Raw genomic sequence first — 26,859 nt, 5'->3', positions numbered from 1 at the left:
TATAAATAAAGAATAATGAAAAAGATACTTATTACAGGAGGTGCTGGATTTATTGGATCGCATGTCGTAAGACAATTTGTGAAAAACTATCCTAATTATCAAATTTTTAATTTAGATGCATTGACTTATGCAGGAAATTTAGAAAACATTCAGGATATCGAAAATGAAACTAATTACACTTTTGTGAAAGGGGACATTACTGATGAAACTTTTATTAATAATTTGTTTCAGGAACATTTATTTGAAGGAGTGATTCATCTGGCAGCAGAGTCTCACGTTGATCGTTCTATTGAAGATCCTTTGGCTTTTGTAAAGACCAATGTAATTGGTACTATGAATTTATTGAATGCAGCCAAAAAAGAGTGGTTAGGGAATTTTGATGGAAAACGTTTTTATCATGTAAGTACAGATGAAGTATATGGTTCACTTGGGGCTGAAGGTTTGTTTACTGAAACGACTGCATATGATCCCAATTCACCTTATTCTGCATCTAAAGCTAGTTCGGATCATTTTGTAAGAGCTTATGGTGAAACTTACGGATTGCCATATGTAATTACAAATTGTTCTAATAATTACGGACCTTACCATTTTCCAGAAAAATTAATTCCATTGTTTATTAATAATATCATTAATAATAAACCGTTGCCTGTTTATGGAGATGGAAATTATACTAGAGATTGGTTATTTGTAAAAGACCATGCAGTAGCCATTGATTTAGTTTTTCATGATGGAAAAAATCATGAAACCTACAATATTGGAGGTTTTAATGAATGGAAAAATATTGATTTGGTTAAAGTTTTATGCCAAATTATGGATCAAAAGCTGGGAAGATCTAAAGATGAATCAGCTAAATTGATTACTTATGTTAAAGATAGACCTGGACATGATTTACGTTATGCTATTGATGCATCAAAAATAAATACTCAATTAGGATGGAAACCATCTGTAACTTTCGAAGAAGGGTTGGAAATTACCATTGAGTGGTATTTAAATAATCAAGATTGGTTAAATAATGTTACTTCTGGCGCATACGCTTCCTATTATGAAAAACAATATTCATAGTAAATTAAATTTTTGAGTTTCTTATTAAAAATAAAAAAAAATGAACTGGTACGTAGTTTATACCAAATCCAAATGGGAAAAGAAAGTTGCGGAACGGTTAAACGAAATAGGAATTACCACCTATTGTCCTTTGGTGACCAAATTGAGCCAATGGTCGGATCGTAAAAAGAAAATACAAGTACCATTATTTAATTCCTATATTTTTGTCCAAGTTGAGGAAAAGGATCGCAATGTTATTTTTGAAATTCCTGGAGCTGTGCGATATTTATTTTGGTTGGGAAAACCTGCTATTGTTAAAGAAAATGAAATTCAAATTATTCAAGATTGGTTAAATGTACCAGATGCTTTTGAAGTAAAGGTAGAAAAATGGCAAAAAGGAGATAAAATTGTCTTAGAATCAGGGCCGTTTTTAGCACAATCTGCTATTGTACAAGAGGTCAAACACAGTCATTATGTTCTCGTTTTAGAGTCTTTAGGTTGTATCCTTAAAGTTGAAAAGAAAATAATTTAATTGTTTTTTGTTTTAAGTTTTTCAATTAGAGTTGGTTATAATTGTGTAAAGGTTAAATTTGTTATTAATAAGAGTGAATTTTAAAATAATAATTTGAAATAGATATAAACTCTTTTTTTTAATTAGATTTGCAAATTCTTAAAAAAAAGTAAAAGTGAGCCATAAAATGGGATTCAGAATGGCGGAGCCGTGTAGTTGTATCTTTTTTTGTGAGATAAATAAGTGTTTTTTTTTTGTGAATTTCTGCTGAAATTCTAAATGTGTGTTTTCTTAAACACAAAATTTTTTATACCTAATAAATCGCAGTGAAATTTAATAGTTTCATTTTCTTCTAAAATTAATATTTATAATGAAAAAAATATTTGCAACAATTTTCTTTTTAATGGTTCTTTTTTATTCAAGTACTGCAATAGCTCAAGATCTTTTAAAGGGAACTGATTTAAAAACGATAAACGTTGATTATTTATCAGACAGTGACATAGCAAAGGTAAAATCACAATTGGAAACTAATAATATGACTATAGATCAAGCTGAACCTATAGCGCTTGCGAAAGGTATGAGTGCGACTGAGTTTGCCAAACTAAAAAAACGTTTAGAGTCATCCTCCTCATCTTCTTCTAAAGGAATGTCAAATAAGGCTTCAGAAAGAAATAAAAAAGAAATCATGAGTTTTGAGAATGAAGAAACAGGGGAAGATGAATCCAGTAGAAAGCAAGAAAAAATAGTAAATGAGAAAGTAAAAGATAGTATTAATTCGCTTGTTTTTGGTTCTGAATTGTTTGATAATCCTACTTTAAATTTCCAACCCAATTTAAAGTTAGCTAGTCCAGTTAATTATGTTCTGGGTCCGGGTGATGTATTACAAGTAAGTATAAATGGGGTTCAAGAGTTTAGTGATGATATACCTGTATCAGTTGAGGGGAAGGTAAATGTTGAATACGTAGGTCAAATTTCTGTTTCGGGTCTAACAATTGAAGCAGCAACTCAAAAAATAAAAACAGCTGTTGCTAAAGTATATAGTTCTGTTCGTTCTGGACAATCTCGTGTTGAGGTAAGTTTGGGAAGAATTAGAACGATCAAAGTAACATTAATAGGCAGTAAACAACCAGGGAATTATTCTATTTCTTCATTGGCAACGGTTTACAATGCTTTATTCATGGGAGGAGGACCTGGTAAAAATGGAAGCTATAGAAATATTGAATTAATTAGAAATAATAAAGTTTATAAAAATATTGATATTTACCGTTTTTTGGTTAGTGGGAATCAGTCTGATAATGTGGGATTAAAAGATAATGACGTTATTCGTATTCCTACTTATACCAATAGGGTTGTAGTTAAAGGAGAGGTGAAAAGACCTGGGATTTTTGAAATGAAGAAAGGAGAGAATTTCTCTAATTTATTAAATTTTGCTTCTGGATTCAATGACTTTGCTTATACTGCGTCTGTAAATGTTTTACAAAAAACAGGAAAAGAATTTAAGGTTGCTGATATACAAGCCGCAGGATATAGTAGTTATATACCTTTAAATGGAGATGTATTCCGTGTTTCTAAAATTTTAAATCGTTTTGAAAATCGTATTGTAATTAATGGTGCTGTTTTTAGACCTAACACATATTCTTATTACCAAGGGATGAGATTTTCGGATTTAATTCGTCAAGCTGAGGGACTAAAAGAAGATGCTTATCTAAAAAGAGCTAGAATAGTTAGATTGAAAGCAGATTTAACTACCGAAATTGTAAATGTTGATTTAACGAAAGTAAACGCTGGTGATTTTAATGCTAATATTGAATTAAAAAAAGAAGATATAGTAACGATATATTCTATTTTGGATTTTAAAGAGGACTATACAGTAACTATTGATGGTGAAGTTAAAAAGCCAGATGTTTATGAATACCAAGAGAATTTAACGCTCAACGATATTATCATTACTGCTGGGGGGTTAACTGGTACCGCTTCTAAACGTGTAGAAATCGCAAGAATGATTAAGGCTGAGAATATAGATGAAATGAGTTCTAAAAAGGTAGAATTATTTAATATTGAAATCACTCCAGAGTCTAATGAACAGCTTAATAATTTCATATTAAAACCTTTTGATGTAATAAACATCAGAAGAATGGCAGTTAATGAAAAGCCTGAAATGGTTTTTGTAAATGGCTCTGTTACCTACCCAGGTAAATATGTATTAGCAACCAAAAAAGAAAAAATCTATGACATTATACAAAGAGCTGGTGGGCTAACATCAGTTGCAAGTTTAAATGGTATAAAAATTAAAAGACCGATCAAGAAAGATCAAATTGAAGATCTTGAAAATGTAAGCCTGAATTTGGGAAAAAAGGACAGTATTCAAAACAAATTAGAGAAAAAATTAAAAGAAGATATAAAATTTGCAACTATTCCAGTAAATTGGAAAAAGGTATCTAAAAATCAGAAAAGTAATGCAAATGTAACTTTATTGCCAGGTGATGAAATAATTGTTTCTGTTTATAATGAAACTGTCAAAGTCACAGGTAATGTATTGTTGACTTCTGAGATACCGTATGTTAATAAAAAAGGATTCAATTATTATTTAAATTCGGTTGGAGGTCTTGATGCTAAAGGTTGGAGAAAAAAAGCATATATTATCTATCCTAACGGACAAGCAGCAGTTTCACATACTTTTTTAGTTTTTTTTAGATCCAATCCAAAAGTTTTACCTGGTTCCCAAATTGTAGTACCGGAAAAACCTGAAACTGTAAAAATGAATCCTACTCAATGGGTAAGTATTGCATCAGTATTAGTTAGTATGGGAGTACTTATTGTTACGGCTCTGAAATAATCAAAATAAAAGGAATAGAATTATAGATTGTAGTTATTAAGAGAAAAATGTTTTGGAAATAGTATCGATAAGATTTAAATATTTAATTGATTTGTTCTATTTGCATAAAAAAAATAATAACTCAAAATCGAAAATAAATTTAAATGAAAGAACAGATTACTAATGATGAAATTACTTTAAAAGAGTTAATTGGAAAAGTAAAAAATTGGAATGCTTATTTGCTATCACAATGGAAAATTGTTATAATAGCAGGAATGATAGGATCTTCTTTGGGATTGGCTTATTCTTTTATTAAAAAACCAGAATATAAAGCAACTTTATCATTTGCACTAGAAGAAGATAAAGGAAGCGGAGGCGGATTAGGAAGTGCATTAGGACTTGCTAGTTCTTTAGGATTGGATTTAGGTGGGGGAGGTGGTGGTAGTATTTTCTCATCATCTAATTTGGCAGTGTTATTCAAATCGCGTGCTATGGTTGAGAAAACATTGATGACTCCTGTTACAGTAAAAGGGAAAATAATTTCTTTGGCAGAAATGTATATTCAAGATAAAGAGTGGAGAAATAAATGGGATGAGCAGCCAAAATTTAAAAAGATACAATTTTTACCAGATACCAAACGTAAATATTTTACCCGTGTTCATGACAGTATTTTGGGGTGTATCTATGAGGATATATCCAAAAATTTATTAACAGTTGCTCAAAAAGATAAAAAGATTGCAGTAACTACAATGGAAGTTGTATCTACCAATGAATTGTTTTCTCTTTATTTTTGTGAAGGACTTGCTCGACAGGTTGGTAAATTTTATGTAGATACTAAAAGTAAAAAATCCCGTATGAATATGGAGATACTTAGTAGACAAACCGATTCTATTCGAGGAGAGTTAAATAGTGCCATTACAGGTGTTGCTGTTGCTAATGATAATGCTTTTATGCTAAATCCTGCTTTAAATGTGCATCGTGCACCATCAGCTCGTCGACAAGTAGATGTACAAGCAAATACAGCAATATTGACAGAGCTAGTGAAACAAATGGAATTAGCAAAAGTCACTCTCCGAAAAGAAACCCCTTTAATACAAGTAATTGATCGTCCTATTTTGCCTTTACCAAAAGAAAGATTTGGAAAACTTCAAGGTATCTTGTTAGGTGGGTTTTTAGCTTCTTTTTTGACTTTATTATATCTTATTTTTATAAAACTTTGGAGAAATATTATATAGTTTTTATCAGTAATATATTATGATCAAGAAAGATAAAATTACTTTAGGTGTCGTTATTCAGGCAAGAACAGGTTCAAGTAGATTACCTAATAAAATCTTGAAGAACTTTTATAATAATGAGTCTATACTCGATATTTTACTTGAAAATATAAAATCCAAATTTTCTCATTTACCCATAATACTCGCTACATCTACAAATGAAAAGGATAATATTTTGTCTGAAGTAGCAGCTAAATGGGGTGTTCATTTTTATCGCGGAAGTGAAGAAAATGTTTTGAAAAGATTTATAGATGTCGGAGAAAATTATGGATTAACACATTTGGTAAGAATATGCTCTGATAATCCATTTTTAAATATGGATTCGATAGCTAAATTAATTGAAGAACTTACCTCTTCAAATATTGATTATCTAAGTTATAGTAATCATTTAGGGATTCCAGTCATAAAAACTCATATAGGGTTATTTACCGAGATTGTTTCATTAAAGGCTTTGTTGGAAACGAATAAGAGACAAAATGAATTAATTTATCAGGAACATGTAACCAATTTTATTTACTCAAATCCACAGTATTTTAATATTAATTTACTCAAGAGTCCTGTAGAAGTTCATTTTAGAGATGATATAAGGTTAACATTAGATGATGAAGATGATTTTGAAAATTTAGCATCTCTTTATAAATCTATTAAGAGCGAGAAAGAAAATTTAGGTTATTTAGTTGATTATATAGATTTAAATAAGGATTACAAAATTAAAATGATTAATAACATAAAAAAATATTCAAAATGACATATATTATTGGAGAAATTGGTCAAAACCATAACGGTTCTGTAGATATTGCAAAATTAATTATTGATGTAGTATCTAGACCAATTGTAGACAAACTTTTCGGTAAAAAATTGAAAGGTATGGATGCTGTAAAGTTGACTAAGCGTGATTTAAAGCAGGAACTTTCTGCATCACAAATGTCAAAATTATATGATACTCCTCATTCTTTTGGTAAAACTTATGGAGAACATAGAGAAGTTTTAGAGTTAGATGATCAAGAACATTTAGAAATTTATAATTATGCTAAAAGTTATGGATTAGACTTCGTTGAAACTCTTTGTGCTATTGGTTGTTTAAGTTTATTGAAATTGTTTACTCCAGACAAACTTAAAGTAGCTTCTAGGGATTTGACAAATTTACCATTATTAAGCGCAATGGCAGAGACTAAAATTCCAATAATTCTTTCTACAGGTATGGGAGGTGTTAGAGAAATTGATAATGCTTTAGAAGTTATAACAAAGTATCATAGTCAAATTGGTATTCTTCATTGTGTTTCGGAATACCCTACTAGATATGAAAATGTAAATCTAAATACGATAAAATATCTTCAAAAAAATTATTCTGATTATGTTATTGGTTATTCAGATCATACAATAGGCATTGCCACTCCAATAGCTGCAGTAGCTATGGGATCTGAAATAATAGAAAAACACATAACATTAGATCGACTTATGAAAGGTACCGATCAGGCTGGTTCTTTGGCAGTTGAAGGTATTGAAAGAATGGTTAGAGACATTAGAAATTTAGAGATTTCTATGGGTAAAGAAGAAATTTTTATTGCTGATTCGGTACATTCTGCAAGAGTTAAATTAGAAAGATCTATAGCAACTTTAAATGATTTGAAAGCAGGGCATATTATTTCTGAAGGAGACTTACATTTATTAAGTCCTGGGGATGGATTGAAATGGGAAGAGAAAGGGCGTCTGATTGGGAAAATTTTAAAACAGGATGTTTTGGCTAATGAAATAATTTATTCTGATTTTATAAAATAATTTTTTTATGCTTCCTAAACTTATTTTGACAGATATTGATGGCGTTTGGACCGATGGTGGAATGTATTATGATAATACTGGTAATGAGTTTAAGAAGTATAATACATCTGATAGTGCAGGAATCCTTTTTTGTAAATTACTAAATATACCAGTTGGCATTATAACAGGAGAGACTAATTTAATTGTTAAAAATAGAGCCAAAAAATTAGGTATTGATATTTTATTCATGGGAATTAAAAATAAGCTTCAAGTTGTAGAAAGTTTATGTTTGGAACATAACATATCTATTACGGAGATTGCTTATATTGGTGACGATCTAAATGATATTCAAGTTTTACAGAAGGCTGGTATAAGTGCTTGCCCGATAGATGCACCAGAATACATTAAAAAGTACACAAACTTAGTATTAACTAAGAAAGGTGGAAGTGGAGTTTTTAGAGAATTCGTTGAGAAAATTTTAGGGCAGGAAAATATAGAAAATGCATTAGGAATTTATCTTACATCTCTAGATAATTTTAACCAATAATATATAATTACCTCAATATCTTTTTACAGTATGTTAGTAATGTTGGTTTTATAAAGCCATTTTTTTTATTTTTGCGAATAATTTTCCAAAATAAAAATTAAATACCACTAGAATGAAAAAAATAATACTTGCAGTTTTATCTGCATTTTTAGTAATTTCATGTACTTTCCAGGAAGACAATCAAGTTTCAGAAGAGGAATTAAAAATAAATTCTCTAGTTCCATTAGATGAAAATAGTTCATACTATTTTACAGATTTAGTGTATTTTAAAAATGTATGGTATTTGACTTTTAGAGAATCGGATAAACATGTTTTTGGGAAAGATGGAGTTATCCATTTGTATTCTAGAGGGAATTATGAAAATTGGAAACTTATCAAAACTTTTATTGTAGATAGTATTGATTTAAGAGACCCTAAATTTTCCGTGAATGGCGATCAATTGATGTTATATATTCATGGCTCAAAATATAGTAATAAGGAGCTATTAGGGTTTTATGACTATAGGGCAGTTTGTGTGAATAAGCATAATTGGTCTGATTTAAAAAGTGTTAAACTTGATAATTTAAAAAAAGTCGATAAACCAATTCCTGGGAATGAGTCTTGGCCTTGGAGAGTTACTTGGTATAAATATATAGCCTATACTTTCGGTTATAATTTTATGGTTGGAGCTGAAGTATTTGATATGTACGAAAGTAAGGATGGTTTAAATTTTAAAGCTTTAAATTCTGTTCAAAACCTTTCACCAAATAGAGGGGAAACTACCATTCGAGTAGATCAAGATGGAGTTTTCTATGCAATAATTAGGGAAAAAAATTTGCTATTGGCAAAGAGTACGGATAACAATAAAACGTGGCAGATTTTTGACAGAATACCTATTTATTCCTTTGGCGGACCTAACTTTTTATTGTACAAAAATAAAATGCTAATTACTGGTAGAGATGATACTAATATAAATACAAAGGTAAGGAAAGTGGTTTTATATAGTTATGATTTGGAAACAAAAACCTATTCCAAATTATTAACTTTGGCAAGTGGTGGAGATTGTGGTTATGCAGGGATGGTGATTAAGGATGGTTATTTATGGCTAAGTTACTATTCATCACATGAAAGTCCTAAATTAGATCATTCTAATGTTTACGTTCAAAAACTTAATTTGAGTGAGTATGGTCTTTAAATTTAGAATTTGAATACTATTTTAGTCAAAAGTTTTAGCTGTTGTTGTGTTATTAATTTATTTAGAGAGATTTTAAAATGATGAGTGTGTCAAATGAGAGAGAAGTAAAGCATTTTGATCAGAATGTTTTTTTTGATTTTGAACAGAAGTATAATTTATTTGAAAGAAAAAAAAAAACTATTTATTATTGGGATTTAATACGTTTTCAGTTATACTATCATTTATTGTGGTGTCAAAATTCTACGACAAAGGGAGTTGAAATGAGGCTTAAAAAGAGCCAAATTATAAAAGAGTTGTGTTCTTTTTTGTCTTTCTTGTTTTTCAAAAAATGTGATTATTTATTTTTTACTGCTTCACGTAATAAAATTAATGAAACTAAAGTTTTTGATCAAAATTTAGGGGATGTATTAAATACAATTTCTGGGAAGTATTTTGCTTTTGAAAATTTCGAAAGAGATAAAACAAAATGGTATTATGATAATACTTTATTTGATCCCATATTTATATTTAGAAAAGTATTTAATTTTTTTTTCAAAACACAAGATTATTCAGATTTAGTATCATTAATTACTTCAGAACATGAAAATTCTAAAATTGGAAACGAAGAAATTAACAATATTGTAATTGATTTTAAAATTGATTATGCTTTTTATTATTTTATCTTAAAATGGAAAAAAGTAAAAGCAGTTTTTATTACACAGAATGGTATTCAAAAAGGACTTTTTGCTGCTGCCAAAAAGTGCAATATTCCAGTTATTGAAGTTCAGCACGGGATTATTGACGAAGGACACTTGGCTTACAATTATAATAAAACAATTAGTTATGATGACCATCGAATTTATATGCCAACTTATTATTTTTCTTTTTCAGATTTTTGGATTGAAAAATTAAATATACCTGTAAAAAAGATTTTTTCCATGGGGAATTCTTTTTTTTATAATGATCAGGATACTAAGATTGCTCTTAAAGATAGTTCTGCTCAAGGATTATTAGTTGCAAGTTCAGATGTTTTTGGAGAAAATTTAAAAAATTTAGTTCTTGAGTTTGCTAATAGAAGAAACGAAACAAAAGTGTATTTTAAATTACACCCCAACCAATTCTCCGAAAAACAATATTATGTTGATCAATTTGCAAATTTTGAGAATGTAAAAGTCTATACGAATGAGAAAAGTCTATATGAACTTTTAGAAATTTCAAAAGCAATTTTATTGATTCAATCTACTGCTTTGTATGAGGCATATCATTTAAAAATTAGAGGAATTATATATAAAAAACAGACCTATACTAGGCATAGTCATGTATTTGAACTTCCTAATATTAGTCTAGTAGATAATGTAGATGAACTTGTTAAAGCATTTGAAACAGAATTTGTAGATGATGTCTTAAAAAAAGATTTATTTTTTAAAAAATTTGATACAGCTCAGTTTACTCAGTTTATGAATAAAATAGGAATTAATTAATTATGATTATAAAATTTTAATGTCAAAAAAAATAATTAAAACCACAATATATTATTCATTAGGAGAAATAGTACCAAGAATTATATCATTTCTTTTATTACCAATATTAACTAAGTTTTTGAATACAGAAGAGTACGGAATTGTAAGTTATACTAATTCAGTAATGACATTTGTATTCGTAATTGCAACGTTGTCATTAAATACATTTGTTTTAAAAAATTATTATGCCACAAAGGATGAAAACTATAGAAAGGAAATAATAGGAAGTGTTTTTTTGTTCATTTTTGGTTTTAATTGTATTTTAATTGTATTTCAATTGCTCTTTTTTCCGTTTTTGATTGACCTTTTTAATATCAATGTACCTTTTAAACCTTACTTTCAGTTAGCAATTTTAAATAATTTTTTTGATGTAATTTCTATAATACCATTAGTATTATATAGAGTTAGAGAAAATGCAAAAGGATTTTTGATTTTAAGCCTTTCTCGGACTTTGTTACAGTTTTTGATGGTGTATCTATTAGTTGTGGTATATAAAGAAGGCATTTTGGGGAGTTATTATGCACGTTTAATCATAAATATACCATTCATGTTTATCTATTTTTATATGATATATAAGAATAGTATTTTTAAGATCAATTTTAAATTGATTAAAGAAGCTTTACATTTTACATTACCAATTCTTCCTGGTAGTTTAGCTTTTTTGTTTGTTTCATTAAGTGACAGAGTAATTTTAGAAAGATATATTTCATTAGATGAGTTAGGTATATTTTCTGTAGCGATTACTTTGGCTACAGTTTTAAATATTGTGATTCAAGCTTTGTATAAAACATTTGAACCTGTTTTGTTTAAAGAATATTTCAATGAAAATTTTCAGGAGACAAATCTTAAATTATATAAAATTTATTTATTGGCAATTTTTGTGGGAGCTTTTGGAGCATCTATTTTTAGCAAAGAATTTTTTATTATAGCAACATCAGGTGCTTTTAGGGAAGGGTATAAATTGGTGCCACTTTTTATTGTTTCTGTCGTTATTGCCGGAGTTAATACTTATTTAAATATTTTAATGATTGCAGATAAAAAACAAAAGTTAGTTTCATTAGTTTCTATTATTTCTGCTGTTATTTCAGTTGCTCTTAATTTAATTTTCATTCCTTATTATGGCTGCTACGGAGCTATACTTGCTTCTGCAGCTTCATTTTTATTCTCAAATATTATATTTCAATTTCATACGGTCATTACAAAAAAATATATTGTAACTCAGATCCTATTAATGTTATTAGTCGTTTTAATACCAACAATATACGATGCCCTATTCGAATTTGAACTAATCTCAAATATTGTAATAAAAATAATTATTTCGTTGGTATTTATTTTTCTTAGTTTTAAAATTTTAAACATTGATCTTAGTTTTATTAAAAGCAAATTTTTTACTAAAAAAGTAAAAGAGATATAATTATGAATAGGATTTATATTGCATTATTTAGAAAACTATGGTTTGTTATTAATAAAAGAAATTACAAGAAATTAGGTGGAAATTCATTTATTAAGAATCCGTTGATTGTTACTCCGAAATTTATATCCGTTTCGGATAATGTTTTTGTTCAGGCCAATGCTAGGATAGAAGGGATAACAAGTTATGAAGGAATAAGCTTTTATCCTCACATTGAAATTGGGGAAAATTGCACTATTCAACAAAATTTACATTTAACATGTGCTCAAAGTGTTTTTGTGGGTAAGAATACAGCTATCGCAGCAAATGTTACAATTACAGATATTAATCATCCATACGAAAATATTGATTTATCAATTGAAAAACAGCCTCTAGAAGTTACACCAGTAAGTATTGGAGAAGATTGTAAAATTTATAATAATGCAGTCATTCTGCCAGGAACAAAAATTGGTAAACATTGTGTAATCGGTGCAAATAGTGTTGTTCTTGGGAATTTTCCTGATTATAGCATTGTAGTTGGCGCACCAGCTAAAATAATTAGACGTTATTGTTTTGCAACGAATCAATGGAAGAAAACAAATAAAAAAGGAGATTTTACAAAAGAAGAATGATGAAAAATATTTTAATTACAGGAGGAGCTGGTTTTATAGGTTCAAATTTAGCATTAAAGTTAATAGATAAGGGGTATAAAGTTAGTGTTTTAGATAATTTATCACCTCAAATACACGGTGAAGATGCAGAAAATGAATCAGTTCTCTACCTGTCAATAAAAGATAAAGTTACTTTTTTTAATGGTTGTGTTACGTCACGAACAGATTGGGAAAGAGCTCTTTATGGTCAAGATGCCATAGTGCATTTTGCAGCAGAAACAGGTACAGGACAATCGATGTATGAAATAGAAAAATATAGTTCCGTTAATATTGGTGGTACCGCAATTATGTTGGATATACTAGCTAATAAATCTCATTCAGTAAAAAAAATTATAATTGCTTCTTCAAGATCAATTTATGGTGAGGGCAAATATTGGTCTGATGAATTGAATTCAGCAGTTTATCCAAAACATCGAACTGATGATTTTATGGAGAATGGTGATTTTGAAGTTAAATATAATGGTTTATCTAGTTCATTACGATTAGTTGCAACCGATGAAGATTCTAAAATTCATCCTTCATCTGTTTACGGTATAACAAAGCAAAATCAGGAACAAATGATAATGACAGTTTGTCCAACTATTGGTATTTTACCTGTTGCTTTTCGTTATCAAAATGTTTATGGGCCTGGGCAGTCTTTGACAAATCCTTATACAGGAATTTTATCAATATTTTCAACTTTAATAAAAAACGGTAAAGACATTAATGTTTTTGAAGATGGAAAAGAAAGTCGTGATTTTGTTTTTATTGATGATGTTGTTGAAGCTACTATTTTAGGGTTAGAAAATGAGAATGCAAATGGAGAAGTTTTTAATGTGGGTACTGGAGAACCAACGGATGTAATTACAGTTGCTAAAGAATTAATTAAAAATTATTCTAGTAACACTAAGATTAATATTACAGGTAATTATCGTTTAGGAGATATCAGACATAACTATGCTGATTTGAAGAAGATAAATGATTTGTTAGGTTTTTCGCCAAAATATAATTTTGTCTCTGGGATTAAAAAGTTTACAGATTGGGTACTTACTCAAGAAGTTAAGGATAGTAAATATGATGAGTCTATTGCTGAAATGAAAGAAAAGGGACTATTCAAATAATGAGCAAGAAACGTGTATTATTTATTGGTATAGGGTTTTATGATTACGAGGAAGCTATAATTCAAGAATTTAAAAAACTGGATTATGATGTGGATTATTTGTCGGAAGTCCCGCCTAATACCATACAATATAGATTGAATACCAGATTTGGCAAGACTAGAAAGTTAGAGGCTCAGAGAGCTGCGTATAGTTTGGAGATTTCTAATAAATCTGCAACGGATTACGATCTGATTTTTATTATAAAATGCGAATATTTAACAGAAGAGGCATTACATATAATAAAAAATAAAAATTTAAAAGCAAAATTTGTTCTTTATTTATGGGACTCGTTGAAACGGTTTAAAACAATTGAAAACAAATTCCGATTTTTTGACAAAGTATATTCTTTCGATAGGTTTGACTGTCAGCAGCATAAGGAATTAATATTTCATCCACTTTTTTTTAGAAATGAATATGCAAATAGAAGTGAGGTAATTAAAACCGATTATGATCTTTATCATTTAGGGTGGTATCATTCAGACCGTTTGAATCTTATTAAGAAATTAGTTAATGCTATTGAACCTTATGGTATGAGGTATAAAATGGTCTTGTTTACAGGCTATCTGAGTTATCTTCTAGATAGTATTATAGGGGGAGATTTAAAAGGTAATAGAAAATTTTTTGTATTCAAACCAGTGTCAGCAAAAGATAATTTTGAGACTCTAATCAGGTCTAAGGTTATTCTCGATATTGCTCATCCGGACCAGAGTGGTTTGACAATGAGGACTATAGAAATGGTGGGGGCTCAAAAAAAAATAATTACTACCAATAAAGATATTGTAAATTATGATTTCTACCATCCTAATAATGTGATGGTAATTGATCGTGAAAATCCAGTTTTGGATTTAAATTTTTTTAAAGTAGATTATTTTTTTATTTCTGAAAAAATAGCTTCTAAATATTCTATTAAAAATTGGTTAAAGAGAATGTTAGAAGAGTAAAGTGATTATTATATCAGAAGATATATTTGATTTAAAAGATCCAAATTGAAAAATAAATAAACTTTAAGTTTTTAAAAAACCATCTTAGATAAAGGATTATACCACATGGGGCTTGAATTGAATAAAAGAGTTAATCTCTTGTTTTTATATTTTTTTATTTTGTCATTAATGTTTCCCACAACATTATTTAATAAATTAATATACTTAATTATAGTTGTTTTTGTAGTGATTAATCATAAATTATATAGATTAAACACTATTTCTCCATTTATTGTACTTTTTATTTTTTTGTATGGATATGTTTTTTCCTTTTTTAATTTTGTTGATAAAGAATTAGCATTACAGTTTTTTCTTTCGGCCTTGGTACTATTTCTGATATATCCAATATCTAGATATAGAATTGACATTGATAAGATTGCAAAAATATCTGGTTTTGCTATGGCAGTATATACTGGGATTTCATTGTTGATTGTTGTGGTATTTATGGATCTGCCAATTTCAGCCCCTTATTATATGTTTTTTAGTAATTATAGTGCTGGTTCTAATGGGCTAAGAGAATTTGCAGAAGAAGGATCGTTAAGTTTTCATATGGGAACTGTTCCGTTTTTATATTTACCTTATTGTTTATTTGTTATTTCTTATTTAGATAAAAGAAAGTTTAGAAGTCTTTTATGTGCTATTATTTTATTTATAACTGTTTTTATAAGTGCTTCTAGAGGTTTGATTTTGAGCTGTCTTATTGCAACAATAGCTATAATTTTTTTTAAATCAAGCCTTAAAAATAAAATATACTTTTTATCGTTCACTATTCCATTAGTAATACTTCTAATTTTTTATTTATTAGCAGCTACAAATGTTTTTGATTCAAAAGAAGAATCTAATAGTGTTAAAATAGGACACTTTGAATCTTTTATAGAGCATCTGAATTTTTTTAATTTTTTTCTCGGAGAAGGATTAGCTTCTTTTTACTATTCAAAAGGATCTCAAACGATGAAGGCACATACTGAAATAACACCATTGGATATGTTGAGATATTTTGGTTTTATACTTACTCCAATATTGTATCTAGTTATAATCTTGCCTACAAAAAAGATTGCATCTTATTTAGGGGATAATGTTTTATATGTAGTACTGTTTTTAATCTATGTTGCTAATTCATTTACTAATCCCACATTTTTTAATTCATACGGTTTATTATTAGCACTATGGTATTGGAATAAAATACTTAATGTATCCAATCTTAGTTCAGAACAAACTGTTCAAGTCTAGTCAAAAAAAATGAATATTTATTGTGTTATTGTCTGCTATAATCCAGACATAAAGAATTTATTTAGAATTTGTCAAGCATTATTGTTTAGCAATACAAATGTAATCTTAGTAGATAATAGTGAGAACGGTTATATAAAAGATTTGTCAAAAGATTCGGGAGTACATTTGATAAATCTCAATGAAAATTGTGGTATTGCAAAAGCCCAGAATATTGGAATTAGGTATGCAATTGAAAGCGGAGCTGAAGTTTTGGTGTTTTTTGATCAAGATTCGCAAATAGATAATGATTTTATTTCTAGTTTGACTAGTTCCCTAAAAAAAAATCAACCAATGGTTATCTCTCCTGTATTTTATGATAAGAATTGCGGTTTTCGATTTCCAAGTTATAAATTGAATAGTTTTGGATTACTTAAAATAATTCAGACTCCAGATAATGAAGATATTTATTCTGCTGATGTTATTATTTCTTCCGGTAGTGCGGTCAATAAAGAAGTGTTTGATATTGTTGGATTTATGAATGAAGATTACTTTATTGATTTTGTCGATACCGAATGGTGTCTAAGATGCCATTCTAAAGGAGTTCCGATATTTGTTAATCCAAAAGCAAAGATGATTCATGCAATTGGGGAAAAGTCTATAAATTTGTATTTAATAAGACTTTTTGTACACGGTCCATTAAGATCTTATTATAAAATAAGAAATTCATTTCTATTTATACGAAACAAAAATGTACCTATTCTTATGGGGCTGAAAGAAATTGTATCTGCATTGGTTCATAATTTTTTAATTATTTTGTTTGTAAAAGGTAAAACAAAATATGTAAAGAATTATTTTCAAGCAATTAGGGATGGGGTATTTAATAGAAAAGGTAAAAAGGGTTAAGATAGATATAATATAAATGGAGATAAGTGTCTGTATGGCTTCTTATAATGGAGCAGAGTTTATTAAACAACAATTAGAATCAATTTTAAATCAATTGAACGAAGGAGATGAGATAATTATTGTTGATGATTGTTCAACTGATTCAACAGTTAAAACTATTAAATCTTTTGAAGACAAAAGAATAAATGTATTTAGAAATGAAGTTAATAAGGGACATGTTTATTCTTTTGGACGAGCAATTTCATTAGCAACAAAAGATTTAATTTTTATGTCTGATCAAGATGATATTTGGATAGATGGAAGAGTTGATTTAATTAGAAATAAGTTGTTGAATTCTGACGCAATGTTAATTTCTTCAAATTCTAATTTTATAAATTCACAAGGAGATAGAATTGATTTTAAGATTACTGGAGTTGAGTCAAAAAGTTCTCAAAAATATATGAAAAATATTTTTGATATTTTTGCAGGCAAAGAAAATTATTACGGGTGTTCAATGGCATTTAAAAAAGAAATGCAAAAACTCATTTTGCCAATACCTAATTATGTAGAATCACATGATTTATGGATTGCTATGGCTGCAAATATAGCGAAGTCTAATTTGCATTGTGATGAAGTGACTTTTGAAAGAAGAGTACATGGTAATAATGCTAGTATTGTAAAAAGAAAATTAATTTTGAAGATATGGTCAAGGATAATATTTGTACAATCACTAGTCCAATTAACGTGTAGAAAAATATTAATAAAAAATTAAAATGGATAATAGAAAATACCAAATCTGCACTAAGACCATTATGGATACTTCAGATCCGAATATTGTTTTTGACGAAAATGGAGAGTCCGATTATTATCATAACTTTCAAAATGTAATTTTGCCTAATTGGCATACTGATGAAAAAGGTTATGAAGAATTAATGCGTGAAGCTGCAAAAATAAAGAAAGAAGGTAAGGGAAAGGATTTTGACTGTATTATTGGTTTGAGTGGTGGTTTAGATAGCTCATATGTAGCTTATGTGGCCAAAGAAATTATGGGTCTTAGGCCTCTTTTGTACCACGTAGATGCAGGTTGGAATACAGATAAGGCTGTCGGTAATATTGAAAAATTAGTCAATGGTCTTGGAATTCATTTATATACCGATGTAATTAATTGGGAAGAAATGAAAGATTTACAGTTGGCTTTTTTGAGATCCCAAATTGTTGATCAAGATTTACCACAGGATTACGCATTCTTTTCTTCTTTATACAAATTTGCAAAGAAAAATAAAATAAAGTATGTTTTAACAGGGGGGAATTATTCTACAGAATGTTGTCGTGAGCCTGAGGAATGGGGAGGTTTTCCAGGAATAGATAAAATATTAGTAAAAGATATTCATACAAAATTTGGTAAAAGAGAATTAAAAACGTTTCCATTAGTAGATATTTTAAGTTATAAAATATATTACAGATATGTTTTAGGTATGAAAGTTTTTAAACCTTTAAATTTAGTACCCTATATTAAAAAAGATGCAGAAAATTTATTAGAACAAAAATTTGGATGGGAGCGATTTCAACATAAACATCATGAGTCGAGATTTACTCGATTTTATGAAGACTATTGGATGCCTAGAAAATTTGGCTTTCAAAAAAGGAGAGCCCATTTTTCAAGTTTAATTTTAACTGGACAAATGACCAGAGAAGAGGCTTTAGAAAGAGTTTCTAAACCAGAATTAAGTGATGATTTTCTTGAAAAAGAATTTGAATATGTGGCTAATAAATTGGATTTAACTAAAGATGAACTTCAAACTATTTTTGAAGGAGAAAATAAAACATTTCATGATTATAAAAACAAAATAAAATTAATTGGTTTTGGAGCTAAAATAATGATGAAACTTGGTTTAGAAAAAAGGTTATTTAGATAAAATGATAACAATAATTGATTATGGTGTTGGTAATATTAATGCTTTTGTAAATGTCTATAAAAGGGTAAATGTTCCAGTGAAAATTGCTAAAGTTGCTGCTGATTTAAATGGTGCTCAAAAAATAATTTTACCAGGAGTTGGTCATTTTGATCATGCAATGTCAGAATTAATAAAATCTGGAATGCGTGAAAAATTAGATGAATTAGTAATGGTAGAAAAAGTTCCAGTTATTGGTATTTGTGTAGGAATGCAAATGATGGGAAATTCGAGTGAAGAGGGCAATATGGAAGGCTTGAAATGGATTGACGCTTCAGTCAAAAAAATTGACGAGTCAAAAATTAAACAAGTCACAAGGCTTCCACATATGGGATGGAATGATGTACAACCTGTAATTTCTAATAAACTATTTGAGGGATTAGAAAAAGATGCTTTGTTTTATTTTTTGCATTCTTATTATTTTGAATGTAATAATCCAGCAGATATTTTAGCTGTTTCAGAATATGGTGGACAATTTACTTGTGCTGCTCATAATGATAATGTGTATGGAATTCAATTTCATCCGGAAAAAAGTCATCATTATGGCGAAACTTTATTACATAATTTTTCAAAATTATAAAGGATGTTAAGACCTAGAATAATTCCAAGTCTTTTGATACAAGATAATGGTTTGGTAAAAACTGTTAATTTTAAAAGCCCTAAGTATGTTGGAGACCCTATCAATGCTGTTAAAATATTTAATGAAAAAGAGGTTGATGAATTGGCTATTTTTGATATTGATGCAACGGTCCATGGGAAAGAACCTAATTATAGTCTAATAGAACGATTGGCGAACCAATCAATGATGCCCTTGTGCTATGGAGGAGGAGTGAAAACTGTTGAACAAGCACAACGTATTTTTAGTTTAGGGGTTGAGAAAATTGCATTAAGTTCATCCGTATTGCAGTATCCTGAACTGATAACTGATATTTCGGAACGTGTTGGATCACAAAGTGTTATTGTGGTCTTAGATGTTAAGAAAAAAATTCTTGGAGGATATGAAGTATATACTCATAATGGAAAGAAAGCTACGGGTATAAATCCTCTAAAATTTGTAGAACAAGCTCAAAAACTTGGTGCAGGTGAAATTGTAATCAATTCTATTGATAGAGATGGTACTATGAAAGGATATGATTTAGATTTAATTGATAAAGTTAGAGAGAAAATAACTTTGCCAATGACTGTATTGGGTGGAGCTGGCTCTTTGGATGATATTGAAAAAATAGTTGATAAACATGGTGTAATTGGTGTTGCTGTCGGTAGTTTATTTGTATTTAAAGGTCCATATAAAGCGGTTTTGATTAATTATCCAACTCAAATAGAAAAAAATAAGATTTTTAAAATCAATCAATAATGAAAATACAGAATAAAACACTTTTAATAACTGGAGGAACTGGGTCATTTGGTAATGCGGTGTTAAACAGATTTTTGAATACAGAACATTTTAGCGAAATTCGTATTTTTTCTCGTGATGAGAAGAAACAGGATGATATGAGAAATCAGCTTAAAAATGATAAGCTGAAATTTTATATTGGAGATGTTCGTGATTATAGCAGTATTGAGAGAGCTATGCATGGAGTGGATTATGTTTTTCATGCTGCCGCTTTAAAACAAGTTCCTTCTTGTGAGTTTTTTCCACTTGAAGCTACAAAGACAAATGTTTTTGGTACTCAAAATGTAATTGATGCTGCTGTAGCTAATGCTGTTGCAAAAGTAATCTGTCTAAGCACTGATAAAGCTGCATATCCAATTAATGCAATGGGAATTTCTAAAGCTTTAATGGAAAAAGTAGCAATTGCGGCTTCAAGAAATATTCTTGGGAACAAAACGACAGTTTGCTTGACACGATATGGAAATGTAATGGCTTCCAGAGGTTCAGTTATTCCATTGTTTTTAAATCAAATAAAGACTGGTAAAATTCTAACAATCACAGACCCGAAAATGACGCGTTTTCTGATGTCATTAGACGAGGCAGTAGAGTTAGTCCTTTTTGCTTTTGAACATGGTAATCAAGGAGATTTGTTTGTCAATAAAGCTCCAGCAGGAACAATTGGTGATTTAGCCGAAGCACTTAAAGGACTTTGTAATGCCAATAATGATGTTAAAGTTATTGGAACACGTCATGGTGAAAAACTATATGAAACACTTTGTACTCGTGAAGAAATGGTTAAAGCAGAGGATATGGGAGAATTTTATAGAATTCCTGCTGATAATCGTGATTTGAATTATGCTCAATATTTTTCAGAAGGAGAACAGGATGTTTCTTTAATTGAAGATTATCATTCTCACAACACAGAACAATTAGGTATTGAAGGAATGAAAAAACTATTAGTTAAGCTACCATTAATCCGAAAAGAAGTTTTTGGAGAAGATGTAGCTCAAATGCCAGGTTAATATAATTTATGGAACCAAACTTAATTACGGGAAATTACCATTCTGACCAAAGAGGTTTTTTATTTTACAATAATGATTTTGATGCGTCTTTAGTCAAAAGAATATATATAATAGAGAATAAAGATATTGATTTTATTAGAGGCTGGCAGGGACATAAAATAGAACAAAGATGGTTTTGTGCAATTTCAGGTAAATTTAAAATTGAGTTAATTCAAGTTGATAATTGGGAAAATCCTTCTAAAATATTAAAGATAGATAGTTTTATAATTGAGGCAGAAAAATTAGATATAATTCATATTCCATCAGGTTATATAAGTAGTATTCAATCTTTAGAACCTAATTCTAAATTATTGATAATGGCCGATTATTTGCTTGGTGAGATTAATGATGAATTTCGTTACGATATTGATTATTTTAAAAAATAAACTTAAACAATGTTAAAAATAGGAATTACTGGGCAAGCTGGTTTTGTTGGTACACATTTGTATAATACAATAGGGTTGTTTCCAAAAGAGTTTGAACGAATTGATTTTAAGAAAGAGTATTTTGAAGATGATGCTAAATTAAATGATTTTGTAGTGCAGTGTGATGTAATTGTCCATTTGGCAGCTATGAATCGTCATAACGACCCACAAGTTATCTATGATACTAATTTAAGTTTGGTTTTAAAATTGGTTCAATCGCTTAAAGTCACAAATAGTAAAGCTCATCTTCTTTTTTCTTCATCAACACAAGAAGATAGAGATAATCTTTATGGCAAATCCAAAAAAGAGGGAAGAGAATTAATGATTAATTGGGCGGATAATTCAGATGGCGAATTTACAGGCATGATTATTCCTAACGTTTTTGGCCCTTTTGGGCATCCTAACTATAATTCTGTAGTAGCAACATTCTGTCATAAATTAGTTTATAACGAAATTCCAACTATTGATGTAGATGGTGGTTTAAAATTAATTTATGTTGGAGAATTAGTAGAAATAATAATTTCTGAAATTAGAAGTAAAAAAGGAAAGTCAGAAGTAATTGTTGAGCATACCTCAGAAGCAAAAGTTTCAGAATTGCTTTCACTTTTAGAATCATATAAAACACAATACCAGAATAATGGAATTATTCCAAATTTAGCGAATACATTTGAATTGAATTTATTCAATACATTTCGTTGTTACATGGATATAAAAAATCACTTTCCAGTAAAATTTGTAGAACATACAGATTCAAGAGGTTCATTCGTCGAGATAGTTCGTTTAGGAGTTGGTGGGCAAGTGTCTTTTTCTACAACTGTTCCAGCTATAACAAGAGGAAATCATTATCATACTCGAAAAATAGAACGCTTTGCAGTAATTAAAGGCAAAGCTTTAATTCAGTTACGTCGAATTGGTACTGATGAAGTTTTAGATTTTTATCTCGATGGAAATCAGCCAGCCTATGTTGATATGCCAATCTGGTATACACATAATATAAAAAATATTGGAGAAGAAGTATTGTATACCAATTTTTGGATTAATGAATTTTATGATCCAAATGATCCAGATACTTATTTTGAAAATGTTTAATATAAATCAAATAACAATTTCTTATATATAATGAAATCAAGATTAAAAGTAATGACTGTAGTTGGAACTCGTCCAGAGATTATTCGTCTTTCACGAGTTATGGCGGCTTTAGATAGTTCGGATGCAATTGAGCATGTAATTGTTCATACTGGACAAAATTATGATTATGAATTAAATCAAATTTTTTTTGATGATTTAGGAATCCGTAAACCAGATTTTTTTCTAAATGCTGCTGGGAAATCAGCAACAGAAACTGTAGGTCAAATTTTAATTAAAATTGATCCATTATTAGAATCTGAAAAGCCAGAAGCTTTTTTAGTTTTAGGAGATACAAATAGTTGTCTTTGTGCAATTCCAGCCAAGAAAAGACACATTCCTATTTTTCATATGGAAGCAGGAAATCGTTGTTTTGATCAGCGTGTCCCAGAAGAAACAAATCGAAAAATTGTTGATCATGTATCAGATATTAATTTGACATATAGTGATATTGCAAGAGAGTATTTGTTAAGAGAAGGATTACCTGCTGATAGAATTATCAAAACAGGTTCGCCTATGTTTGAGGTCTTAAATCATTATTTACCATCGATAGAATCTTCAGATGTTTTGAAAAGATTAAAATTAGAAGAGGGTAAGTTTTTTGTTGTTTCTTCCCATAGAGAGGAAAATATTAACAGCGAGAGAAATTTTCAAGGTTTAATGGATAGTTTAAATTTAATTGCTGAAAAGTATAATTATCCAATTATTGTAAGTACTCATCCCCGTACTAGAAATATGATTAATAAGAAAAATATTCAAATGCATAAAAATGTGCAATTCTTAAAACCATTAGGGTTTAATGATTACAATGCTTTGCAAATGAAATCTTTTGCTGTTTTATCTGATTCTGGAACTATTTCAGAAGAGTCTTCAGTTTTGAATTTTAGAGCCCTTAATATTCGCGACGCACATGAAAGACCTGAAGCTATGGAAGAAAGTTCAGTGATGATGGTTGGTTTAAGTCCAGAAAGAATTATGCAAGGATTAACACAATTACAATATCAAAAAATAGGTAAAGAAAGAAATTTTAGACCTGTAGCAGATTATTCTATGCCAAATGTTTCTGAAAAAATGGTTCGTATAATTTTGAGTTATACGGATTATATTAAAAGAACTGTTTGGAATGAGTTGATTTAATTATGAAAATCTTATTCGTTTCCCAATATTTCTATCCTGAAACTTTTAAAGGCAATGAGATTGTTTTTGATTTAGTAAAGAGAGGACATCAAGTGACTGTTTTAACAGGAAAACCAAATTATCCTGAAGGCAAGTTTTATAAAGGTTACAGTTTTTTTGGAAAAAAAAATGAAACAATTAATGGAGCTAAAATTGTTAGAAGTTTAATTTATCCTAGAAAAAACGGTAAAGGAATTCATCTAATTTTAAATTATTTGTCGTTTGTTCTTTTTTCCTATTTCACTTTTATATTTAGGGTAAGAGAGAAATTTGATATAATTTTTGTTCAGCAATTGTCTCCAGTTACGATGGCCTTACCAGGTTTGTGGGCAAAAAAGAAACATAATACTCCATTAGTGTTATGGGTTTTGGATCTTTGGCCTGAAAGTATTTTGGCGGCAAGTAGTTTTAAGAATAAAACAGTTATCGGTTTTTTAGAAAAATTAGTTCAAAATATTTATAACAAGTCTGATTTAATACTAATAAGCTCGAAATTCTTTAAGGAATCAATTTACGGAAAGCTAAAAAATAAATCAAAGGAAATAATATATTTTCCTAATTGGGCAGAAGAAGTTTATACTAATAAAGTTAATTCTAATTTAAGTATTCCAGATTTACCAAAAGGATTTAACATTATGTTTGCTGGAAATGTAGGTGAATCTCAAGATTTCGAAACAATTTTAAAGGCAGCACAAGAGACAATGTCTAAAAAAATAAATTGGATTATTGTTGGAGATGGAAGAAAAATAGATTGGATTAGGAGTGAAATAAAGAAAAATCAAATCAATAATGTTTTCTTACTTGGAAGATATCCATTAGAAACAATGCCTTTATTTTTTGATAAAGCAGATATTATGTTGGTTACTTTAAAAAACGAACCTGTTTTTGCTTTGACAGTTCCAGCAAAAGTACAGGCATATATGGCTTCAGCAAAAATAATTTTGGGAGCATTGAACGGAGAAGGTAATAAATTAATAAACGAATCTGGTTCTGGTTTTGCTGTATCAGCAGGCGATTATATCTCTTTGGCGCTTAAGGCAAGTGAGTTGTTAGAAATGGATCAACAAAGGAAATTAGAAATGGAATATAAATCAAAAAGCTATTACGAGGATAATTTTTCAAAATTAATGTTGTTAGATAAATTAGAATCAATTTTAAAAGACAATGTAAAATGTTAATTACGATCTTTAAATAATATTTTGATTCACTTTTAGCAAAGTATTATTAGTTAAATGAGATTAAAAATATTATTTAGCTAGCTTTTTTGAATCAAATTCTTTAGAATTTTTATAATAAAAGAAATGATTTAGTACTTTATAATATATTAAAATTTAGACACACAAAAATAAAAATTGAGAATAGGAAAAAGATTATCAATACATACTTTAGGAATATTAACTACTTTTGACCTCATTAAAAATTAATTAATACAATGAAAATACAAAAAACTCCAATAAATGATTTAGTGATTATAGAACCAACAGTTTTTGGCGATGAAAGAGGTTTTTTCTTTGAGTCTTATAGTAAAACTAAATTTGAAGATTTAGGGATAGATATTGATTTCGTTCAAGACAATCAGTCTTTTTCTAAAAAAGGAACTTTAAGAGGATTACATTATCAAAATCCACCTTTTGCACAAACGAAATTAGTTCGTGTTTTAGAAGGAGAAATTATAGATGTTGCTGTCGATTTGCGAAAAGATTCTCCAACCTTCGGAAAAGCATTTAGTATTTTGCTTTCTGCAGAAAATAAAAAACAATTGCTAGTGCCTCAAGGTTTTGCTCATGGCTTTTCTGTTATCAGTGAAACAGCTTCAGTAATGTATAAATGTGATCAGTTTTATAATAAAGCTTCTGAAGGAGGAATTAGATATGATGACCCATCTTTGAATATCGATTGGGGAATGGATTTAAAGGATGCTATTGTTTCTGAAAAAGATCAAATTCTTCCTTCTATTGAAAATTGTAATAGCTTATTTTAATGAAAAAAATACTAGTAACAGGAGCTCATGGACAGTTAGGTTCAGAATTAAAAGTATTATCCACGAAATATACTCAGTTTGAATGGATTTTTACGGATAGGGAAGAACTGGATTTATCTAATTTAGATGAATTAGCTTCTAAATTGGATATTTTGAATCCACAAATAATTATTAATTGTGCGGCACATACAGCTGTGGATCGTGCTGAAAGCGAATTTGAACTCTCTGACATTTTGAATCATCAATGTGTTGCGATTATGGCGAAGTGGAGTGCTCAAAATAATTGCCAGTTCGTTCATGTTTCGACAGATTATGTTTTTGATGGTACTGCTTCTGTTGCTTTGAAAGAAGAAGCGATAACCAATCCAATAAATGTTTATGGACAGACCAAGTTAGCAGGGGAAATTGCTTGTATACGAGAGAATCCTGATGCAATTATTCTTCGTACTTCATGGGTATATTCTAGTTTTGGGGCCAATTTTGTAAAAACAATGTCTCGCTTGATGCAGGAACGTGATAGTTTAAATGTAGTTAATGACCAAATAGGTAGTCCTACTTATGCAGCAGATTTGGCAAAAGCTATTCTTGTAATTTTAAGCCATCCTAAATGGACGGCAGGTATTTATAATTTTTCAAACGAAGGAGAAATTAGTTGGTACGAATTTGCTTTAGCTATAAAAGAGATTGGAGAGTTTGATTGTTCTATTTCAGGTATTCCAAGTAGTGCTTATCCAACACCAGCTAAACGTCCACAATATTCTTTACTAGACAAATCTAAAATTAAAAATACATTTGGAGTAAGTGTTCCGCATTATAAAGAAAGCTTAGTTCAATGTATGGAATTATTGAATAAAGTATTACCATAGTTGATTTCTTG

Annotated in this window: 26 protein-coding genes; all 26 read left to right on the top strand. The window is 29.2% G+C overall.

What is annotated here, in order from left to right:
* Positions 1-15: 15 nt before the first annotated feature.
* Positions 16-1,062 carry a dTDP-glucose 4,6-dehydratase gene (gene rfbB, locus ACUN3A_RS06120; protein WP_445550451.1) on the top strand — a complete coding sequence of 349 codons (1,047 nt, stop codon included), beginning with the start codon at positions 16-18 and terminating at the stop codon, positions 1,060-1,062.
* 40 nt (positions 1,063-1,102) lie between these two features.
* Positions 1,103-1,573, top strand: coding sequence for a UpxY family transcription antiterminator (locus tag ACUN3A_RS06115; protein WP_445550450.1), 471 nt, complete (start codon positions 1,103-1,105; stop codon positions 1,571-1,573).
* 349 nt (positions 1,574-1,922) lie between these two features.
* A complete protein-coding gene (locus tag ACUN3A_RS06110) occupies positions 1,923-4,388 on the top strand; it encodes an SLBB domain-containing protein (RefSeq protein ID WP_445550449.1) in 2,466 nt (821 codons plus the stop codon).
* Between the two features lie 143 nt (positions 4,389-4,531).
* A complete protein-coding gene (locus tag ACUN3A_RS06105; RefSeq protein ID WP_445550448.1) occupies positions 4,532-5,602 on the top strand; it encodes a lipopolysaccharide biosynthesis protein in 1,071 nt (356 codons plus the stop codon).
* A 19-nt stretch (positions 5,603-5,621) separates the two neighbouring features.
* Complete coding sequence (locus ACUN3A_RS06100; protein ID WP_445550447.1) at positions 5,622-6,389, top strand: cytidylyltransferase domain-containing protein; 768 nt, start codon at positions 5,622-5,624, stop codon at positions 6,387-6,389.
* On the top strand, positions 6,386-7,420 hold the full coding sequence (locus ACUN3A_RS06095) for an N-acetylneuraminate synthase family protein (RefSeq protein ID WP_445550446.1): 1,035 nt from the start codon (positions 6,386-6,388) through the stop codon (positions 7,418-7,420). The genes ACUN3A_RS06100 and ACUN3A_RS06095 overlap by 4 nt, the downstream gene beginning before the upstream one ends.
* A gap of 7 nt (positions 7,421-7,427) precedes the next feature.
* A complete protein-coding gene (locus ACUN3A_RS06090) occupies positions 7,428-7,946 on the top strand; it encodes a KdsC family phosphatase (protein ID WP_445550445.1) in 519 nt (172 codons plus the stop codon).
* 112 nt (positions 7,947-8,058) lie between these two features.
* The gene (locus tag ACUN3A_RS06085; RefSeq protein ID WP_445550444.1) at positions 8,059-9,120 is read left to right on the top strand and encodes a sialidase family protein; all 1,062 of its coding nucleotides are present in this window, start codon (positions 8,059-8,061) and stop codon (positions 9,118-9,120) included.
* A 260-nt stretch (positions 9,121-9,380) separates the two neighbouring features.
* Positions 9,381-10,580 (top strand): capsular polysaccharide export protein, LipB/KpsS family, encoded by a 1,200-nt coding sequence (locus tag ACUN3A_RS06080; RefSeq protein WP_445550443.1) that lies wholly within the window; start codon positions 9,381-9,383, stop codon positions 10,578-10,580.
* Between the two features lie 19 nt (positions 10,581-10,599).
* Complete coding sequence (locus tag ACUN3A_RS06075) at positions 10,600-12,033, top strand: lipopolysaccharide biosynthesis protein (protein ID WP_445550442.1); 1,434 nt, start codon at positions 10,600-10,602, stop codon at positions 12,031-12,033.
* Between the two features lie 2 nt (positions 12,034-12,035).
* Positions 12,036-12,641 carry an acyltransferase gene (locus ACUN3A_RS06070; RefSeq protein ID WP_445550441.1) on the top strand — a complete coding sequence of 202 codons (606 nt, stop codon included), beginning with the start codon at positions 12,036-12,038 and terminating at the stop codon, positions 12,639-12,641.
* On the top strand, positions 12,641-13,780 hold the full coding sequence (locus ACUN3A_RS06065) for an NAD-dependent epimerase/dehydratase family protein (RefSeq protein ID WP_445550440.1): 1,140 nt from the start codon (positions 12,641-12,643) through the stop codon (positions 13,778-13,780). Before ACUN3A_RS06070 ends, ACUN3A_RS06065 begins: the two co-directional genes overlap by 1 nt.
* Positions 13,780-14,760, top strand: a complete 981-nt coding sequence (locus tag ACUN3A_RS06060; RefSeq protein WP_445550439.1) for a hypothetical protein — start codon at positions 13,780-13,782, stop codon at positions 14,758-14,760. Before ACUN3A_RS06065 ends, ACUN3A_RS06060 begins: the two co-directional genes overlap by 1 nt.
* Before the next feature lie 168 nt (positions 14,761-14,928).
* Positions 14,929-16,029, top strand: a complete 1,101-nt coding sequence (locus ACUN3A_RS06055) for an O-antigen polymerase (RefSeq protein WP_445550438.1) — start codon at positions 14,929-14,931, stop codon at positions 16,027-16,029.
* Between the two features lie 9 nt (positions 16,030-16,038).
* Positions 16,039-16,911 (top strand): glycosyltransferase family 2 protein, encoded by an 873-nt coding sequence (locus tag ACUN3A_RS06050; protein WP_445550437.1) that lies wholly within the window; start codon positions 16,039-16,041, stop codon positions 16,909-16,911.
* A gap of 34 nt (positions 16,912-16,945) precedes the next feature.
* Positions 16,946-17,662: a glycosyltransferase gene (locus ACUN3A_RS06045; RefSeq protein WP_445550436.1), complete on the top strand. Its 717-nt coding sequence runs from the start codon at positions 16,946-16,948 to the stop codon at positions 17,660-17,662.
* Position 17,663: 1 nt separating this feature from the next.
* On the top strand, positions 17,664-18,806 hold the full coding sequence (locus ACUN3A_RS06040) for an N-acetyl sugar amidotransferase (RefSeq protein ID WP_445550435.1): 1,143 nt from the start codon (positions 17,664-17,666) through the stop codon (positions 18,804-18,806).
* Between the two features lies 1 nt (position 18,807).
* Complete coding sequence (gene hisH, locus ACUN3A_RS06035; RefSeq protein ID WP_445550434.1) at positions 18,808-19,422, top strand: imidazole glycerol phosphate synthase subunit HisH; 615 nt, start codon at positions 18,808-18,810, stop codon at positions 19,420-19,422.
* Positions 19,423-19,425: 3 nt separating this feature from the next.
* Positions 19,426-20,196, top strand: a complete 771-nt coding sequence (locus ACUN3A_RS06030) for an AglZ/HisF2 family acetamidino modification protein (protein WP_445550433.1) — start codon at positions 19,426-19,428, stop codon at positions 20,194-20,196.
* Complete coding sequence (locus ACUN3A_RS06025; RefSeq protein ID WP_445550432.1) at positions 20,196-21,236, top strand: polysaccharide biosynthesis protein; 1,041 nt, start codon at positions 20,196-20,198, stop codon at positions 21,234-21,236. Before ACUN3A_RS06030 ends, ACUN3A_RS06025 begins: the two co-directional genes overlap by 1 nt.
* A gap of 8 nt (positions 21,237-21,244) precedes the next feature.
* Positions 21,245-21,661 carry a WxcM-like domain-containing protein gene (locus ACUN3A_RS06020; protein WP_445550431.1) on the top strand — a complete coding sequence of 139 codons (417 nt, stop codon included), beginning with the start codon at positions 21,245-21,247 and terminating at the stop codon, positions 21,659-21,661.
* A gap of 9 nt (positions 21,662-21,670) precedes the next feature.
* On the top strand, positions 21,671-22,789 hold the full coding sequence (locus ACUN3A_RS06015) for a polysaccharide biosynthesis C-terminal domain-containing protein (RefSeq protein ID WP_445550430.1): 1,119 nt from the start codon (positions 21,671-21,673) through the stop codon (positions 22,787-22,789).
* 30 nt (positions 22,790-22,819) lie between these two features.
* On the top strand, positions 22,820-23,962 hold the full coding sequence (wecB, locus tag ACUN3A_RS06010) for a non-hydrolyzing UDP-N-acetylglucosamine 2-epimerase (protein WP_445550429.1): 1,143 nt from the start codon (positions 22,820-22,822) through the stop codon (positions 23,960-23,962).
* A gap of 2 nt (positions 23,963-23,964) precedes the next feature.
* Complete coding sequence (locus ACUN3A_RS06005; RefSeq protein WP_445550428.1) at positions 23,965-25,179, top strand: glycosyltransferase family 4 protein; 1,215 nt, start codon at positions 23,965-23,967, stop codon at positions 25,177-25,179.
* Positions 25,180-25,433: 254 nt separating this feature from the next.
* The gene (gene rfbC / locus ACUN3A_RS06000; RefSeq protein ID WP_445550427.1) at positions 25,434-25,982 is read left to right on the top strand and encodes a dTDP-4-dehydrorhamnose 3,5-epimerase; all 549 of its coding nucleotides are present in this window, start codon (positions 25,434-25,436) and stop codon (positions 25,980-25,982) included.
* Entirely contained in the window at positions 25,982-26,848 is an 867-nt protein-coding gene (gene rfbD / locus ACUN3A_RS05995) for a dTDP-4-dehydrorhamnose reductase (protein ID WP_445550426.1), read from the top strand. Before rfbC ends, rfbD begins: the two co-directional genes overlap by 1 nt.
* The last annotated feature ends 11 nt before the right edge of the window (positions 26,849-26,859 follow it).

The sequence above is a fragment of the Flavobacterium sp. WC2509 genome (genome assembly GCF_052683105.1).
Note: the sequence above shows the minus strand (reverse complement) of the source record. Positions and strands in the feature narration are given on the sequence as shown.

Excerpts from the sequence above, each read along its gene's own strand:
- rfbB (WP_445550451.1), top strand. The coding sequence starts at position 16 with ATGAAAAAGATACTTATTACAGGAGGTGCTGGATTTATTGGATCGCAT.
- ACUN3A_RS06115 (WP_445550450.1), top strand. The coding sequence starts at position 1,103 with ATGAACTGGTACGTAGTTTATACCAAATCCAAATGGGAAAAGAAAGTT.
- ACUN3A_RS06110 (WP_445550449.1), top strand. The coding sequence starts at position 1,923 with ATGAAAAAAATATTTGCAACAATTTTCTTTTTAATGGTTCTTTTTTAT.
- ACUN3A_RS06105 (WP_445550448.1), top strand. The coding sequence starts at position 4,532 with ATGAAAGAACAGATTACTAATGATGAAATTACTTTAAAAGAGTTAATT.
- ACUN3A_RS06100 (WP_445550447.1), top strand. The coding sequence starts at position 5,622 with ATGATCAAGAAAGATAAAATTACTTTAGGTGTCGTTATTCAGGCAAGA.
- ACUN3A_RS06095 (WP_445550446.1), top strand. The coding sequence starts at position 6,386 with ATGACATATATTATTGGAGAAATTGGTCAAAACCATAACGGTTCTGTA.
- ACUN3A_RS06090 (WP_445550445.1), top strand. The coding sequence starts at position 7,428 with ATGCTTCCTAAACTTATTTTGACAGATATTGATGGCGTTTGGACCGAT.
- ACUN3A_RS06085 (WP_445550444.1), top strand. The coding sequence starts at position 8,059 with ATGAAAAAAATAATACTTGCAGTTTTATCTGCATTTTTAGTAATTTCA.
- ACUN3A_RS06080 (WP_445550443.1), top strand. The coding sequence starts at position 9,381 with ATGAGGCTTAAAAAGAGCCAAATTATAAAAGAGTTGTGTTCTTTTTTG.
- ACUN3A_RS06075 (WP_445550442.1), top strand. The coding sequence starts at position 10,600 with ATGTCAAAAAAAATAATTAAAACCACAATATATTATTCATTAGGAGAA.
- ACUN3A_RS06070 (WP_445550441.1), top strand. The coding sequence starts at position 12,036 with ATGAATAGGATTTATATTGCATTATTTAGAAAACTATGGTTTGTTATT.
- ACUN3A_RS06065 (WP_445550440.1), top strand. The coding sequence starts at position 12,641 with ATGAAAAATATTTTAATTACAGGAGGAGCTGGTTTTATAGGTTCAAAT.
- ACUN3A_RS06060 (WP_445550439.1), top strand. The coding sequence starts at position 13,780 with ATGAGCAAGAAACGTGTATTATTTATTGGTATAGGGTTTTATGATTAC.
- ACUN3A_RS06055 (WP_445550438.1), top strand. The coding sequence starts at position 14,929 with ATGTTTCCCACAACATTATTTAATAAATTAATATACTTAATTATAGTT.
- ACUN3A_RS06050 (WP_445550437.1), top strand. The coding sequence starts at position 16,039 with ATGAATATTTATTGTGTTATTGTCTGCTATAATCCAGACATAAAGAAT.
- ACUN3A_RS06045 (WP_445550436.1), top strand. The coding sequence starts at position 16,946 with ATGGCTTCTTATAATGGAGCAGAGTTTATTAAACAACAATTAGAATCA.
- ACUN3A_RS06040 (WP_445550435.1), top strand. The coding sequence starts at position 17,664 with ATGGATAATAGAAAATACCAAATCTGCACTAAGACCATTATGGATACT.
- hisH (WP_445550434.1), top strand. The coding sequence starts at position 18,808 with ATGATAACAATAATTGATTATGGTGTTGGTAATATTAATGCTTTTGTA.
- ACUN3A_RS06030 (WP_445550433.1), top strand. The coding sequence starts at position 19,426 with ATGTTAAGACCTAGAATAATTCCAAGTCTTTTGATACAAGATAATGGT.
- ACUN3A_RS06025 (WP_445550432.1), top strand. The coding sequence starts at position 20,196 with ATGAAAATACAGAATAAAACACTTTTAATAACTGGAGGAACTGGGTCA.
- ACUN3A_RS06020 (WP_445550431.1), top strand. The coding sequence starts at position 21,245 with ATGGAACCAAACTTAATTACGGGAAATTACCATTCTGACCAAAGAGGT.
- ACUN3A_RS06015 (WP_445550430.1), top strand. The coding sequence starts at position 21,671 with ATGTTAAAAATAGGAATTACTGGGCAAGCTGGTTTTGTTGGTACACAT.
- wecB (WP_445550429.1), top strand. The coding sequence starts at position 22,820 with ATGAAATCAAGATTAAAAGTAATGACTGTAGTTGGAACTCGTCCAGAG.
- ACUN3A_RS06005 (WP_445550428.1), top strand. The coding sequence starts at position 23,965 with ATGAAAATCTTATTCGTTTCCCAATATTTCTATCCTGAAACTTTTAAA.
- rfbC (WP_445550427.1), top strand. The coding sequence starts at position 25,434 with ATGAAAATACAAAAAACTCCAATAAATGATTTAGTGATTATAGAACCA.
- rfbD (WP_445550426.1), top strand. The coding sequence starts at position 25,982 with ATGAAAAAAATACTAGTAACAGGAGCTCATGGACAGTTAGGTTCAGAA.